Raw genomic sequence first — 15,291 nt, 5'->3', positions numbered from 1 at the left:
TCGGGATCATTGCCTGTTACGCTACGCCGGCGATCGCCCTGGCGAATTCGCCGGCCGAGAATGGTTCGAGGTCGTCGACCTGTTCGCCGACGCCGATGAAATAGACCGGCAGTTTGTGCTTTGCCGCGATCGCGACCAGAATACCGCCGCGCGCCGTGCCGTCCAGCTTGGTCATCACCAGGCCGTTGACGCCGGCGACATTGCGGAAGATCTCGACCTGATTGAGCGCATTCTGGCCGGTGGTGGCGTCGACCGTCTGCAGCACGGTATGCGGCGCTTCCGGATCGAGCTTGCCCAGCACGCGCACGATCTTTTCCAGCTCCGCCATCAGTTCGGTCTTGTTTTGCAGCCGGCCGGCGGTGTCGATGATCAGTACGTCGGAGCCGGCCTCCTTGGCGCGTTCGAAAGCGTCGTAGGCGAGGCCGGCGGCATCCGCGCCGATCTTCGAGGCGATGACCGGAGACTTCGTCCTCTCGCCCCAGATCTTCAGCTGCTCGATGGCTGCAGCGCGAAAGGTATCGCCGGCGGCCAGCATCACCGACAGGCCACCATCGGTCAGTTTGGCGGCGAGCTTGCCGATGGTCGTGGTCTTGCCGGTGCCGTTGACGCCGACCACCAGAATGACATGCGGCTTGTGCGAGAGGTCGAGCTCCAGCGGCTTGGCGACATGGGCCAGCACCTTCTCCACCTCGGCCGCCATGATGGTGCGGACATCCGCGTCGGAGACATCCTTGCCATAGCGGCTGGCGGCGAGCGCATCGGTGACGCGCAAGGCTGTTTCCATGCCGAGATCGGCGCGGATCAGCACGTCTTCGAGGTCCTGTAGCGTCTCTTCGTCGAGCTTTCGCTTGGTGAAAACGCCGGCAATGTTGCCGGTGAGTTCTTTCGAGGAGCGGGCAAGCCCGTCGCGCATGCGCTGGAACCAGGAGCGTCGCGGCGCCAGTTCGGGCGCCTTTTGCGGCTCGGCTTTCTGCTCGACCTTTTTGGTGACGGTGACTTTGCCGGGAGCTGGTTTTGACTGTGGCGAAGGTTGCGGGGCCGGCGCGGGCGCTAGCTCGGCAACGATGGTCTTGGCTTCGACCGGCGCGGGTACAGCTTCAACCGACGTGCGCTTTACCTCCCCCTTGATGGGGGAGGTCCCAAGCGAAGGCTGGGGGTGGGGGTGATTTGCGCTGGCGTCGGCGCCATCACCCCACCCCGCCGCTTCGCGTCGACCCTCCCCATCGAGGGGAGGGTGGGGCGCCTCGTCCTTCTCCCCGTGGCTATACGGGGAGAAGGTGCCGGCAGGAGGGGCGGCGCTGACCTCTGAGGTAGGCTGTGCGGGAGGCGCGGACGGTTGCGGCACTTCGACCGGGGCGGCCGGTTCTGCTGGAGTCTCGGCAGGCGTCGGCACTTCGACGGGAGCGGGCTCCAGCTGCGGTTCCGGACGCGATGGTTCGATCTCCGGCTCGGCCGGCGCCGGCGGCACTTCTTGGGGCTGCGGCTCGGGAGCCGGCTCCGGAACGGCTGGCGGCGCAGGAACTTCTTCCGGTGCAGGCGGCTCGGGTATCTCCGGCTCAGGCTGCGGTTCTTCTACCGGCGCGGGCTCCGGCAACGGTTCCGGCTCGGATGGGACGACCGGTTCCGGCGCGGGCGGGATGGTCGGCGCGGGTTTGGGCTTCGGTTCTTCTGGCGCCGACTGCGGCGCAGGCTTTACCTCCCCCTCGATGGGGGAGGTCCCAAGCGAAGCTTGGGGGTGGGGGTGAGTGGCGCCGGCGTCGGCGCTCTCACCCCTCCCCGCCACTTCGTGGCGACCCTCCCCATCGACGGGAGGGTGGGGCGTCGGCGGCTCGGGCTCCTCGCGCTTCAAGAACTCCGGAACGACCAGCTCGGCCGCCGGCTTCAGCGCCTCAAGCGCATCCCATTTGATCGGCGGCAGGGGAGCGGTTTCGTCGATGCGCTCCTCGACGACTTCCTTCTTGCCGAACGAAAATATGTTCTTGAAAAAACCGGCCATGCTTCAATCGTCTCAGGCGGCGCGGGCAGTGAGCGGGGCTGCTATCAGGCGCGCGCCGTCATGGCCGGTGATGTCTGCCTCGACGATCTCGCCCGGCGCGCCTGTGCCGAGCGCGGCAAGCGTGAACCCTTCGGTGCGGCCGAGGCCGTCGCGCTCGATAAGGATCGTTTGGCGCGTTCCCGGGAGGGACGACAGATGGCGGCGATACGCAGCCTCACCAGCGGCGCGCAGCTGGGCCGCGCGCTGCTTGACCAATTCGCGGCGGACCTGCGGCATGCGCGCGGCGGGCGTGCCTTCGCGCGGCGAAAACGGGAAGACATGCAGGTGCGTCAGCCCACATTCCTCGACAATTTTTGTCGAATTCTCGAACATTTCCTCGGTCTCGGTCGGGAAGCCGGCGATGATGTCGGCGCCGAAGACGATTTCGGGGCGCAGCTTGCGCACATCCTCGCAGAAGCGGATCGACTGGTCACGCAAATGCCTGCGCTTCATGCGCTTCAGGATCATGTCGTCACCTGATTGCAGCGACAGATGCAGATGCGGCATCAGCCTGGGTTCGGTGGCGATGGCGTCGAGCAGATCATCATCCGCCTCGATCGAATCGATTGAGGACAGCCGCAGCCGCCTCACATCAGGCACCTGCTTCAGGATGGTCTTCACCAGCTTTCCCAGCTTCGGCGCGCCCGGCAGGTCGGCGCCGAAGCTGGTCATGTCGACGCCGGTCAGCACGATCTCGGCGTAGCCGTTGCCGGCCAGACGCTTGACCTGCTCGACAACCGCGCCCATCGGCACCGAGCGTGAGTTGCCGCGGCCATAGGGGATGATGCAGAAGGTGCAGCGATGGTCGCAGCCGTTCTGCACCTGGACGAAAGCACGCGCCCGGCCCTCAATGGCGTCGACCATGTGGCCGGCGGTCTCGCGCACCGAGAAAATGTCGTTGACGCGCGCCTTTTCGGTGTCGTTGACGCCGAAATCCGGCAGCGCGCGATAGGAGTTCGCCTTCAGCTTCTCCTCATTGCCGAGCACGAGGTCGACCTCGTCCATGGCGGCAAAATTCTGCGGTTCGGTCTGCGCGGCGCAGCCGGTGACGATGATGCGCGCCGCCGGGTTTTCGCGGCGGGCTTTGCGGATCGACTGCCTGGCCTGGCGCACCGCTTCCGAAGTGACGGCGCAGGTGTTGAAGATGATAGCCCCGCCTTTGAGCGCGCCGAGGCCGGCACTTTCGGCCTCGCGCCGCATCACCTCGGATTCATAGGTGTTGAGACGGCAGCCGAAGGTGACGACGTCTATGCCTTGGGAGTTGAGGCCCTTGGTATCGGCAAGTGCAGACATCAGGCCGCGCTTTCGGTGTCGCGGGCCCAGGTGCCGGTCGACGGATCGAAACTGCCGGAAAATTCCCATTCAGCGGCACCGGTCAGGATGACGTGGTCGTCGTCGCGCCATTCCACATGCAGCGAGCCGCCGCCGGGCGTCATCAGCGTAACGCTGCGGCCGGTGCGCCGGGTGCGGGCAGCGGCGACGACGGAAGCGCAAGCGGCCGAGCCGCAGGCCTTGGTCAGGCCGGCGCCGCGTTCCCAGGTGCGGATGATCATCGTCTCCGGCGACGTTACCTGGGCGATAGTGATGTTGGCGCGCTCGGGGAAGATCGGATGGTTTTCGAGCAGCGGGCCGAAACGCTCGAGTTCGTAGGACCAGACATCGTTTTCGACCCAGAAGATGGCGTGCGGGTTGCCCATCGAGAGAGCCGAAGGCGAATGCAGCACCGGCGCGTCGATGGGGCCGATCTGCAACTCGATCATGCGGGTGTCGCGGAATTCCTCAGCCAGCGGGATATCCTGCCAGCCGAAGCGCGGCGTGCCCATGTCGACCGAGATGGTGCCGTCGGCATGTTCGACGGCGTTGAGGATGCCGGCGCGGGTCTCGAAGGTGAAAGTCTTCTGGCCGGTTTCGGCGGCCAGCGCCTGGACGACACAGCGCATGCCGTTGCCGCAGGCCTGCGCGCCCGAGCCGTCGGAATTCAAGATGTCGATGTAAAAGGCGGTGCCCGGCGTGCGCGAATCGTGGATCGCCATGATCTGGTCGAACCTGGTCGCCGCATCGGCGTTCAGCGCGACAGCCGACGCCGCCGTGACCCTATCGGCACGGCCACGCATGTCGGCGACGATGATTTCGTTGCCGATGCCGTTCATCTTGGCGAAGGAGGCAGTGCCTGCCATGATCTGAGGTAATTCCTGTACGTTTCGCCGCTATATGGCGGAAACGGGCGGGAATTACCAGTGTGGGCTGCGTCTAGGTTACCGCGAAAACGCCGAGTACGATCAGCAGGAAGATGACGAGAACGATGCCGATCAGCAGGCGCGCGCCGGTGGCGGCGGCACCGGCCAGCGCCGGCATGCCGAGCAGGCTGGCGGCGGCAGCAACGATCAGAAGAATGATGATCCATTTGATCATGGACAATGCCTCGCAAATTGACTGGCCTGCAGCCGGCTTAAGAACGCATCTGCGGCGCTCTGGTTCCGTTGCCGCGAGGCTCTTTCCGACTGGGCGCGCTATTCGGCAATCTCGAAGTCGGTCGTGAAAGGCGCCGTCTTTGGCGAGTTCTCGTCGTGCATGAGGAAATCCGCGCGGTATTTGCCGGGGGGAACGCCATCCAGGGAGACGTTTAATTTGAAGAACATCTCTCGGTTATGCGAGCGCGAGGCGAGCTGGACCCGACCAAGCTTTTCGACGCTGCCCAGCTTCTCGCCCGACTGGGAAAGCACGGTAAGGTCAACGTAAAGCGCGATCTGGTTGTTGCCGAGCCCATCCGAGCCGTAGCCGTAACCGACCGGCTCCATATAAAGCACAATCTCTTCGCCCGGCTTGTAGACATGGTTCGGGCGCTCGGCGTAGGCGCCGAACCCGCTGGCCGACAGGATATGCTTCACATTTTGCACGCCAAGCGGCATCGCTTGCCACAGAGCGTCCTCGGCGCTGCGGAATTTGTCCAGCGCGCCGGCGCCATCACCCGCCTGCAGTGCCTTTTCGGCTTCAGCGGCGCGATCGGAGATTTCGCCCGCGAAAGCGGCCGGCGTCGAAATTACCAGCGCGATCAAAACTGCCAAGATTGATTTCATCTGTTCCCCCTGTTGCGATAGACCATCGGCTAAAACGGCAGTGCCGTAAACGGCCAAATGCAGACTTCAGCCGCGCTCGATCTCGGAGAACGTCCCAAAGCTCGCCCGGACGGAAGGCGCGAAACCGCTCACGCGCCAGGCCTTGCGCCTCAAGCGCTTCAGTCAGTTTTGCGCCGGCAGTTGCGCTCGACCGCCGATGCGCCGACCCGCTGCGGGCTCCGGTGCCGCTTTCGCAACCAATGTACCGGTTGGAACCGCGCTAGAGCGAAGACATGCCTTTTGTCCGCCAGCCATTTTGCGACAAATTTACAACAATTCGTGGTGCAAACCCTATTTTAACCATATCGGGTTGAAATTTCGCCACCTTCTCCATCTTGGTGAGGGGTGAGATTGTGCGGACGGCTTCCCCCCAGCCGGATCCGACGGAGGTTGGAATGATTTTTTCGAGAAGCGGGCTGATAGCCGTATCGCTGGCAGCGCTCGTTGCGAGCGGCTGTTCGACCTCGCGTTTTTCATCGATGGATGACCAGCAGCCCGCCCCGCTGCAGCCCGCGCCCGCCGGCACGGTGAGCGGAAGCCAACTGCCGCCCCCGGCAGCGCCGGGCACCACCGACCCATCGCAATTCCCGACCGCGCCGGCAGGCGCGCAGGTCGCCTCGCTGCCGCCGGACGGATCGGCGCCGGCCGGAGCCTCCGACCTTACCGCTGCGAGCGTTGCCGGCGTTTGGAACGCCAGCGTGTCCGGACAGAGCTGCAAGGTGGCGACGCCGCAGACCAAATTCGGCGCCGGCTTCCGCGCCGGGCCGCTGCATTGCCCGCCGCCCATCGACGGCATCAAATCGTGGAACGTCGCCGGCAAGCAGCTGACGCTCTATGACGAGAATGGCGGCACGCTGGCGCGGCTCTATTCCTCGGGCGGTTCGAAATTCGACGGCCAGACTACCAACGGCTTGCCGATATCGCTTACAAGATAGGCTGCCTATCCCTAGACAGCGACGTGACCGATGCATCTGCGTGACGGCCTCCAGACCCATGCGACCGTCAGGCAGCGCTACGACCATCTGGTCGCAACCGGCGCCATCGAGCGCGATGCGGCGCAGGAGCGCATCGCCGCCGCGCTCGACCGGCTGACCGACGAGATCTCGGTCAAGCGGCTGGCGCACAAGTCGAGCGCGCTCGGCTGGCTGTTTGCCCGCAAGCGCGAGACGCGCGAGGTCGTCAAGGGCCTCTACATTCATGGCGGCGTCGGTCGCGGCAAGACCATGCTGATGGATATGTTCTTCGAGCTGTTGCCGGTCAGGCCCAAGCGCCGCGTTCATTTCAACGACTTCATGGCCGATGTGCAGGACCGCATCCAGAAGCACCGGCAGGCGCGCAAGAACGGCGACGTCAAGGAGGACGACCCGATCCCGCCGGTCGCGCTTCAGCTTGCCGAACAGGCCTGGGTGCTGTGCTTCGATGAGTTTTCGGTCACCGACATTGCCGATGCGATGGTCCTGTCGCGGCTGTTTTCGGCGCTGTTCGCCAATGGCGTGGTTCTGGTCGCCACCTCGAATGTCGCGCCGCAAGACCTTTATCGCGACGGGCTGAACCGCCAACTCTTCCTGCCCTTCATCAGCATTCTCGAGCGCCACGCCCATGTGCTGACGCTCGATGCCGACAAGGACTACCGGCTGGAAAAGCTCGCCCGCACGCCTGTCTATGTCACGCCGGGGGATGCCGAAGCCGATCGTATGCTCGACGAAGCCTGGCAGGCGATGACGCACGGGGCGGCAACGGCCGAGACCGCGCTGACGCTCAAGGGGCGGCAGGTGAGAATACCGGCTGCTTCCGGCAATGCGGCGCGGTTTTCCTTCGCCGATCTCTGCGAAAAGCCGCTCGGCGCGCGCGATTTCCTGGCGATTGCCGGCCGCTTCTCGACCGTCTTCATCGATCACGTGCCGGTGCTGGGCGAAGGCAAGCGCAACGAGGCCAAGCGCTTCATCCTCCTGATAGACACGCTCTACGATCATCACACGCGGCTGGTGGTAAGCGCCGATGCCTCGCCCCCTGAGCTCTATACGGCCAGGCGCGGCAACGAGGTGTTCGAATTCGAGCGCACGGCCTCGCGGCTGATCGAAATGCAGAGCCGGGATTGGCTGGAGGACTGGGCGGAACGGCAAAAGGCGAAGGCGGAAGTGCAGGTCTGAGGGTTCGAAGAGGTCATTATGTAGTGATCCTTCGCGCCCCCCTCTGTCCTGCCGGACATCTCCCCCACACGGGGGGAGATTGGCGGTTTCGGCGCTCCGCTCATTCCTGCGGCCATTGGAGATTGGCGAAAGGTCGCGTGACGTCCGATCTCCCCCCTCGTGGGGGAGATGCCTGGCAAGGCAGAGGGGGGCGCTGTCCCGCCGACGCCTAAAGCTCGTACACATACATCACAAACGACTCCGCCGGCCCATGCACCTCCTTGCGCGATTCATAAAGCGCGCGCGCTGGAACATTGTCCGGTTCGGTGCCGACCCAGGCTTCGCCGCATCCCTGCTCGCGGCCGAGCGCGAACATGGCGTCGAGCATCTTTCGCGCGATGCCATGGCGCTGGTAGGCGGGTGAGACGCCGACCTCGTCGATGTAGAGTTCGCTGACCTTGTCCAGGTGGCGGTGGATGACGGCAGCACACTGGCCGACGACGACGCCATCGGCCAGTGCCACGATCATGAGATGACCTGATGATGAGGCGAGGTAGGCAGCAAGCCTGTCTGCCCGGACCGGCTCGTCGAACACGTCCTCGGCGATGCGCTTCACAAGGGCGTCATCGCCTGGATATAGTCTTCTGATTTCCACGCTCATTGTGTAAAATCTCCCAAGCTGGCCTACAAACTTTGACTTTTACGTAAGTCCCAATGTTTCTAACCGATTGAAATCATTCACTCGAAAATAATCGATTGAATATATTTTCCACCGGGGCTACTGGATGCGGCGAAATCTAGCTGAGACCATAGCATTCCGGCCTCTTCCTCGACGCCGTCAACAGATCGCCAGGGATTTTGGGCGTCGTCACAGACAAAGGGAAAATTTCCTCACATGGCACGCAACAAGATAGCGCTCATCGGCTCCGGCATGATCGGCGGCACGCTCGCTCACATGATCGGCCTCAAGGACCTCGGCGACGTGGTGCTGTTCGATATTGCCGAGGGCATTCCGCAAGGCAAGGGGCTCGATATCGCGCAGTCGTCGCCTGTCGACGGTTTTGATTCCCGGCTGACCGGCGTCAATGATTATGCCGGCATCGAGGGCGCCGACGTTTGCATCGTCACCGCGGGCGTGCCGCGCAAGCCAGGCATGAGCCGCGACGATCTGCTGGGCATCAACCTCAAGGTCATGGAACAGGTCGGCGCCGGGCTGAAGAAGTATGCACCCAAGGCCTTCGTCATCTGCATCACCAACCCGCTCGACGCCATGGTCTGGGCGCTGCAGAAGTTTTCCGGCCTGCCCAAGACCCATGTCGTCGGCATGGCCGGCGTGCTCGACAGCGCGCGCTTCCGCTATTTCCTAGCCGAGGAATTCAAGGTCTCGGTCGAGGACGTTACCGCCTTCGTGCTCGGCGGCCACGGCGATTCCATGGTGCCGATGATCCGCTACTCGACCGTGTCAGGCATTCCGTTGCCCGATCTCATCAAGATGGGCTGGACCTCGAAGGAAAAGCTCGACCAGATCGTCCAGCGCACCCGCGACGGCGGCGCCGAGATCGTCGGTCTGCTCAAGACCGGCTCGGCCTTCTACGCGCCGGCGGCTTCCGCAATTTCGATGGCCGAATCCTATCTCAAGGACAAGAAGCGCGTGCTGCCTTGTGCTGCGCATCTCTCGGGCCAGTATGGCGTCAAGGGCACCTATGTCGGCGTTCCCGTGGTCATCGGCGCCGGCGGCGTCGAGCGCATCATCGAGATCGACCTCAACAAGGCCGAGCAGAAGATGTTCGACGCCTCGGTGGCGACGGTGCAGGGCCTGACCGGGGCCTGCGTCAAGATCGCCCCGCACCTCGCCTCGAAGTGATCCCCCCAAGCAGCCGATCCGGAGACCATCCAGATGAACATCCATGAATATCAGGGCAAGGCGCTGCTGAAGAGCTTTGGCGCGCCGGTGGCCGAAGGCGTGCCGGTGTTCAAGGCAAGCGAAGCGGAAGCCGCGGCACAAGCGCTGCCCGGTCCGCTCTATGTCGTGAAGAGCCAGATCCATGCCGGCGGCCGCGGCAAGGGCAAGTTCAAGGAACTGTCGCCCGACGCCAAGGGGGGCGTGCGGCTGGCGAAGTCTGTCGCCGATGTCGTCGCCAACGCCAATGAGATGCTCGGCCACACGCTGGTCACCAAGCAGACCGGCCCGGCCGGCAAGCAGGTCAACCGCCTTTATATCGAGGACGGCGCCGACATCGATCGCGAGCTTTATCTGTCGATCCTTGTCGACCGCTCGGTCGGCCGCATCGCTTTCGTCGTCTCGACCGAGGGCGGCATGGACATTGAAGGCGTCGCCCACGACACGCCGGAAAAGATCATCACCCGCGCCATCGATCCGCTGGCCGGCGTGACGACCACCGACGTCGACATATTGGTGGAAGCGCTGGGCCTCACCGGCGATGCCGCCAAGGATGCCGGCACGCTGTTCCCGATCCTCTACAAGGCCTTTGTCGAGAAGGACATGAGCCTGCTCGAGGTCAACCCGCTGATCGTGATGAAAAACGGCCGCCTGCGCGTGCTGGACGCCAAGGTGTCGTTCGACAACAACGCGCTGTTTCGCCACCCCGAACTGATGGAATTGCGCGACACCACCGAAGAGGACGAGAAGGAGATCGAGGCGTCGAAATACGACCTCGCCTATGTCGCGCTCGACGGCAATATCGGCTGCATGGTCAATGGCGCCGGCCTCGCGATGGCGACGATGGACATCATCAAGCTCTACGGCGCCGAGCCCGCCAACTTCCTCGATGTCGGCGGCGGCGCGTCGAAGGAGAAGGTGACGGCGGCGTTCAAGATCATCACTCGGGATCCGGCGGTCAAAGGCATCTTGATCAACATCTTCGGCGGCATCATGAAGTGCGACATCATTGCCGAGGGCGTCATTGCCGCGGTCAAGGAAGTCGGCCTGCAAGTGCCGCTGGTGGTGCGCCTTGAAGGTACCAATGCCGAGCTCGGCAAGAAGATCATCAACGACAGCGGTCTGAACGTCGTGTCGGCGGACGATCTCGACGACGCAGCCAAGAAGATCGTGGCGGCGGTGAAGGGCTGAAGGCGAATGCCTCCGCGCAAGATAAACCTCGTCGAGGCGGCGGATGCGAAGATCAGCAAGGTCTTCGATCCGCATATTGCCGGCGACGTCAATGACAGCCAGGCGAAGGTTGCCAAGCTCGGCGAGACCTTCGACTGGCATGCGCATGAGCATGAGGACGAAGCCTTCCTCGTCCTGCGCGGGCGCATCGCCATCGATTTCCGCGACGGTCCGGTCGAGCTCGGCGAGGGCGATTTCATCGTCGTGCCGCGCGGCGTCGAGCACCGGCCGCGGTCGCTGACCGCCGAGCCGGTGGTGCTGATGTTCGAACCGGCAACGACGCTCAACACCGGCAACGCCAAGAGCGACCTCACCGTCTCCGACCTGAAGCGGCTCTGATCATGAACGCCTTCTCGCTCTCGGCCGATCACCAGCGCCTGCAGGCGCTGGTCGGCGCGTGGCGCGGCGAGGAAGAGGTGGCGGAAACGCAGTGGGCCGATGGCGGACCGGCGACGTCGGACGTGCTGGCAGAGGCACAGTTCGGCGGACTGTTCGTGGTCCAGCGCTATCGCCAGCGTCGCGACGGCACGGTCTCGTTCGGCTCGCACAGCGTGTTCGGCTTCGATCAGCCAAACAGGCTCTTCACCATGCACCAGTTCGACTCCATGGGTTTTGTGCCGGCCTCGCCGGCCACAGGAACGTGGAACGGCGATGAGCTGGTTCTGGAGCGGTCGTCGCCGCGTGGCTCAGCGCGCGTGACGTATATTTTCGACAATGCCGATGCCTACCGGATGCGACTGCATTTCAAACCTGCCGGCAGCGACAGCTGGCAAGACATGGTGAGCGGCGTCTACCGGCGCGTCTCGCCTTCCCCGATCAACGGCTTTTAGAAAAGGGCTCCGATGTCCATTCTCATCGACAAGAACACCAAGGTGCTGGTTCAGGGCCTGACCGGCAAGACCGGCACGTTCCACACCGAGCAGGCCTTGGCCTATCACGGCACCAAGATGGTCGGCGGCATCCATCCCAAGAAGGGTGGCGAGACCTGGACCGGCGCCAAGGGCGAAAACCTGCCGATCTTCGCTTCCGTTGCCGAGGGCAAGGAAAAGACCGGCGCCAATGCCTCGGTTGTCTATGTGCCGCCGGCGGGCGCCGCCGAAGCCATCCTCGAAGCCATCGAAGCCGAGATCCCGCTGATCGTCTGCATCACCGAAGGCATTCCGGTGATGGACATGGTCAGGGTCAAGGCGCGGCTCGACCGCTCGACCTCGCGGCTGATCGGCCCGAACTGCCCCGGCGTGCTCACCCCCGACGAATGCAAGATCGGTATCATGCCCGGCAACATCTTCCGCAAGGGCTCGGTCGGCGTTGTTTCGCGCTCGGGAACGCTTACCTATGAGGCAGTGTTCCAGACCACCAATGTCGGCCTCGGCCAGACCACTGCCGTCGGTATCGGCGGCGACCCCGTCAAAGGCACCGAGTTCATCGACGTGCTCGAGATGTTCCTCGCCGATGACGAGACCAAGTCGATCATCATGATCGGCGAGATCGGCGGCTCGGCCGAGGAAGACGCCGCGCAGTTCCTCAAGGACGAGGCCAAACGCGGTCGCAAGAAGCCGATGGCGGGCTTCATCGCCGGGCGCACCGCGCCGGCCGGCCGCACCATGGGCCATGCGGGCGCGGTTATCTCCGGCGGCAAGGGCGGCGCGGAAGACAAGATCGCGGCGATGGAATCGGCCGGCATCAAGGTTTCGCCATCGCCGGCACGGCTGGGCACGACCCTGGTCGAGGCGATCAAAGGCTAAGTGAGTAGCGAGTAGTGAATAGCGAATAGGGAAAAGAGAGTAACGGCGCGACCCGGGAAAAATCGCTACTCGCTACTCGCTACTCACTATTCGCTTTTGAAAAGGAGACGGAGCCAGGCTCCGCGGACAAAAATGGCAAGACAAGATCAGGCCAACGACCAATTTTCGCTCACCTCTTTCCTCTATGGCGGCAATGCCGACTATATCGACGCGCTGTACGCGTCCTATGAGGACGATCCGGAGTCGGTAAACCCCGAATGGCAGGACTTCTTCGCCGGGCTGAAGGACGACGCCGGCGATGTACGCAAGAACGCCAAGGGCGCTTCCTGGGCAAAGCCCTCCTGGCCGCTGCAGGCCAATGGCGAACTGGTGTCGGCGCTCGACGGCAATTGGGGCATCGTCGAGAAGCATCTGGAAAAGAAGGTCAAGGACAAGGCGGTCACCAATGGCGTCGTGCTGTCGGATGCCGACGTGCATCAGGCGACGCGCGATTCGGTGCGCGCCATCATGATGATCCGCGCCTTCCGCATGCGCGGCCATCTGCACGCCAATCTCGACCCGCTCGGCATCGCCAAGCCGCTTGAGGACTATAACGAGCTGTCCCCGGAGAATTACGGTTTCACCGCAGCCGACTACGACCGGCCGATCTTCCTCGACAATGTGCTCGGCCTCGAATTCGGCACCATCCGGCAGATGCTGGAGATCCTGACCCGCACCTATTGCTCGACGCTCGGTGTCGAGTTCATGCACATTTCCGACCCCGAGGAGAAGGCCTGGATCCAGGCGCGCATCGAGGGCGCCGACAAGGAGATTTCCTTCACCGCTACGGGAAAAAAGGCGATCCTGCAGAAGCTGGTCGAGGCCGAAGGCTTCGAGCAGTTCATCGATGTCAAGTACAAGGGTACCAAGCGCTTCGGCCTCGATGGCAGCGAAGGCCTGATCCCGGCGCTGGAGCAGATCATCAAGCGCGGCGGCCAGCTCGGCATGAAGGAGATCGTGCTCGGCATGGCGCATCGCGGCCGGCTGAACGTGCTGTCCCAGGTGATGGCCAAGCCGCACCGCGCCATCTTCCACGAATTCAAGGGCGGCTCGGCCGCTCCTGACGAGGTCGAGGGCTCGGGCGACGTCAAGTACCATCTCGGCGCCTCGTCGGACCGCGAATTCGACGGCAACAAGGTGCATCTGTCGCTGACCGCCAATCCCTCGCATCTGGAAATCGTCGATCCGGTTGTGATGGGCAAGGCGCGCGCCAAGCAGGACTATCTGTTCGGCCGCAGCCGCGAGGAGATCGTGCCGCTGGAAGAGCGCGCCAAGGTGCTGCCGCTGCTTCTGCATGGCGACGCCGCCTTTGCCGGCCAGGGCGTGATCGCGGAAATCCTCGGCCTGTCGGGCCTGCGCGGCCACCGCGTCGCCGGCACGCTGCATTTCATCATCAACAACCAGATCGGCTTCACCACCAATCCGCGCTTCTCGCGCTCGTCGCCCTATCCGTCCGACGTCGCCAAGATGATCGAGGCGCCGATCTTCCACGTCAATGGCGACGACCCGGAAGCGGTGGTGCATGCCACCAAGGTGGCGATCGAATTTCGCATGAAGTTCCACAAGCCGGTGGTGGTGGACATGTTCTGCTATCGCCGCTTCGGCCACAATGAGGGCGACGAACCGGCCTTCACCCAGCCGATCATGTACGCCAACATCCGCAACCACAAGACGACGGTGCAGATCTATGGCGAGCGGCTGATCGCCGAGGGCCATATCAGCCAGGCCGAACTCGACAAGATGAAGGCCGACTGGCGCGCCCATCTGGAATCCGAATGGGAAGTCGGCCAGCACTACAAGCCCAACAAGGCCGACTGGCTGGACGGCGCCTGGTCTGGTCTGCGCACCGCCGACAACCAGGACGAACAGCGCCGCGGGAAAACCGCGGTGCCGGTCAAGGTGCTGAAGGACATCGGCAAGAAACTGACCGAGGTGCCGAAGGGTTTCGAGGCGCACAAGACCATCATCCGCTTCCTCGAAAACCGCCGCCAGGCGATCGACTCCGGCGAAGGCATCGACTGGTCGACGGCCGAGGCGCTGGCCTTCGGCGCCATCTTGCTCGACGGCAATCCGATCCGGCTGTCCGGCCAGGATTCCGAACGCGGCACCTTCTCGCAGCGCCATTCCGTGCTCTACGACCAGCGCGACGAGACCCGCTACATCCCGCTCAACAATCTCTCGGCCGCACAGGCCGGCTACGAAGTCATCAACTCGATGCTGTCGGAAGAGGCGGTGCTCGGCTTCGAGTATGGCTACAGCCTGGCCGAGCCGAAGGCGCTGACGCTCTGGGAAGCGCAGTTCGGCGATTTCGCCAACGGCGCCCAGGTGGTGTTCGACCAGTTCATCTCGTCGGGCGAGCGCAAGTGGCTCAGAATGTCAGGCCTGGTCTGCCTGTTGCCGCATGGCTATGAGGGCCAGGGGCCGGAACATTCCTCGGCCCGGCTCGAGCGTTTCCTGCAGCTCTGCGCCGAAGACAATATGCAAGTCGCCAACTGCACCACGCCGGCAAACTACTTCCACATATTGCGCCGGCAACTGAAGCGCGACTTCCGCAAGCCGCTGATCCTGATGACGCCGAAGTCGCTGCTGCGCCATAAGCGGGCAGTGTCGACGCTGCCGGAGATTTCGGGCGAAAGCTCGTTCCACCGGCTGTTGTGGGACGACGCCCAGCTGTTGCAGAACCAGACGATCAAGCTCACCAAGGATTCCAAGATCCGCCGCGTCGTGCTGTGCTCGGGCAAGGTCTATTATGACCTCTACGAGGAACGCGAGAAGCGCGGCATCAACGACATCTATCTCTTGCGCGTCGAACAGCTCTATCCGTTCCCGGCCAAGGCGCTGATCACCGAACTGTCGCGCTTCCGCAATGCCGAGATGGTGTGGTGCCAGGAGGAACCCAAGAATATGGGCGCCTGGTCGTTCATCGATCCGTATCTGGAATGGGTGCTGGCGCATATCGACGCCAAGCACCAGCGGGTGCGCTATACCGGACGTCCTGCGGCGGCATCGCCGGCGACCGGCTTGATGTCGAAGCATTTGGCGCAGCTCGCCGCCCTGCTCGAAGACGCGCTCGGCGAATAGAACAAACCCGGCGAAT

The 15,291-nt window shown here is 63.6% G+C and carries 14 protein-coding genes; 8 read left to right on the top strand and 6 right to left on the bottom strand.

Annotated features, from left to right (window positions below):
• Positions 1 to 16: 16 nt before the first annotated feature.
• The 5 genes from ftsY to NKI88_RS17835 form a co-directional block, all read right to left on the bottom strand.
• On the bottom strand, positions 17 to 1,996 hold the full coding sequence (gene ftsY, locus NKI88_RS17855) for a signal recognition particle-docking protein FtsY (protein WP_352656377.1): 1,980 nt from the start codon (positions 1,994 to 1,996) through the stop codon (positions 17 to 19).
• A 12-nt stretch (positions 1,997 to 2,008) separates the two neighbouring features.
• On the bottom strand, positions 2,009 to 3,328 hold the full coding sequence (gene mtaB / locus NKI88_RS17850) for a tRNA (N(6)-L-threonylcarbamoyladenosine(37)-C(2))-methylthiotransferase MtaB (protein ID WP_352656375.1): 1,320 nt from the start codon (positions 3,326 to 3,328) through the stop codon (positions 2,009 to 2,011).
• On the bottom strand, positions 3,328 to 4,212 hold the full coding sequence (dapF, locus tag NKI88_RS17845) for a diaminopimelate epimerase (protein ID WP_023730257.1): 885 nt from the start codon (positions 4,210 to 4,212) through the stop codon (positions 3,328 to 3,330). Before dapF ends, mtaB begins: the two co-directional genes overlap by 1 nt.
• A gap of 73 nt (positions 4,213 to 4,285) precedes the next feature.
• Positions 4,286 to 4,447: a DUF1328 family protein gene (locus NKI88_RS17840; protein WP_023671746.1), complete on the bottom strand. Its 162-nt coding sequence runs from the start codon at positions 4,445 to 4,447 to the stop codon at positions 4,286 to 4,288.
• A 98-nt stretch (positions 4,448 to 4,545) separates the two neighbouring features.
• Positions 4,546 to 5,169 (bottom strand): hypothetical protein, encoded by a 624-nt coding sequence (locus tag NKI88_RS17835; RefSeq protein ID WP_352656373.1) that lies wholly within the window; start codon positions 5,167 to 5,169, stop codon positions 4,546 to 4,548.
• A 377-nt stretch (positions 5,170 to 5,546) separates the two neighbouring features.
• Here NKI88_RS17835 and NKI88_RS17830 point away from each other — a divergent pair, with 377 nt between their 5' ends.
• Both NKI88_RS17830 and zapE read left to right on the top strand, forming a co-directional pair.
• The gene (locus NKI88_RS17830) at positions 5,547 to 6,086 is read left to right on the top strand and encodes a protease inhibitor Inh/omp19 family protein (protein ID WP_023710232.1); all 540 of its coding nucleotides are present in this window, start codon (positions 5,547 to 5,549) and stop codon (positions 6,084 to 6,086) included.
• A gap of 30 nt (positions 6,087 to 6,116) precedes the next feature.
• A complete protein-coding gene (gene zapE / locus NKI88_RS17825) occupies positions 6,117 to 7,301 on the top strand; it encodes a cell division protein ZapE (protein ID WP_023713412.1) in 1,185 nt (394 codons plus the stop codon).
• Between the two features lie 208 nt (positions 7,302 to 7,509).
• Here the strand turns inward: zapE and NKI88_RS17820 are convergent, their stop codons facing one another.
• Entirely contained in the window at positions 7,510 to 7,941 is a 432-nt protein-coding gene (locus tag NKI88_RS17820) for a GNAT family N-acetyltransferase (RefSeq protein ID WP_023710231.1), read from the bottom strand.
• Positions 7,942 to 8,175: 234 nt separating this feature from the next.
• Here NKI88_RS17820 and mdh point away from each other — a divergent pair, with 234 nt between their 5' ends.
• The 6 genes from mdh to NKI88_RS17790 all read left to right on the top strand — a co-directional run bounded on the left by mdh (position 8,176) and on the right by NKI88_RS17790 (position 15,275).
• Entirely contained in the window at positions 8,176 to 9,144 is a 969-nt protein-coding gene (mdh, locus tag NKI88_RS17815; RefSeq protein WP_023710230.1) for a malate dehydrogenase, read from the top strand.
• Positions 9,145 to 9,177: 33 nt separating this feature from the next.
• Complete coding sequence (sucC, locus tag NKI88_RS17810) at positions 9,178 to 10,371, top strand: ADP-forming succinate--CoA ligase subunit beta (RefSeq protein WP_023710229.1); 1,194 nt, start codon at positions 9,178 to 9,180, stop codon at positions 10,369 to 10,371.
• A gap of 6 nt (positions 10,372 to 10,377) precedes the next feature.
• Positions 10,378 to 10,749: a cupin domain-containing protein gene (locus tag NKI88_RS17805; RefSeq protein ID WP_023710228.1), complete on the top strand. Its 372-nt coding sequence runs from the start codon at positions 10,378 to 10,380 to the stop codon at positions 10,747 to 10,749.
• A 2-nt stretch (positions 10,750 to 10,751) separates the two neighbouring features.
• On the top strand, positions 10,752 to 11,240 hold the full coding sequence (locus NKI88_RS17800) for a DUF1579 family protein (RefSeq protein WP_023710227.1): 489 nt from the start codon (positions 10,752 to 10,754) through the stop codon (positions 11,238 to 11,240).
• Positions 11,241 to 11,252: 12 nt separating this feature from the next.
• On the top strand, positions 11,253 to 12,155 hold the full coding sequence (sucD, locus tag NKI88_RS17795) for a succinate--CoA ligase subunit alpha (protein ID WP_352656369.1): 903 nt from the start codon (positions 11,253 to 11,255) through the stop codon (positions 12,153 to 12,155).
• A gap of 132 nt (positions 12,156 to 12,287) precedes the next feature.
• Positions 12,288 to 15,275 (top strand): 2-oxoglutarate dehydrogenase E1 component, encoded by a 2,988-nt coding sequence (locus tag NKI88_RS17790; protein ID WP_352656367.1) that lies wholly within the window; start codon positions 12,288 to 12,290, stop codon positions 15,273 to 15,275.
• The last annotated feature ends 16 nt before the right edge of the window (positions 15,276 to 15,291 follow it).

The organism is Mesorhizobium sp. M0317 (assembly GCF_040321555.1).
In the GTDB taxonomy this organism is placed as follows: Bacteria; Pseudomonadota; Alphaproteobacteria; order Rhizobiales; family Rhizobiaceae; genus Mesorhizobium.
Note: the sequence above shows the minus strand (reverse complement) of the source record. Positions and strands in the feature narration are given on the sequence as shown.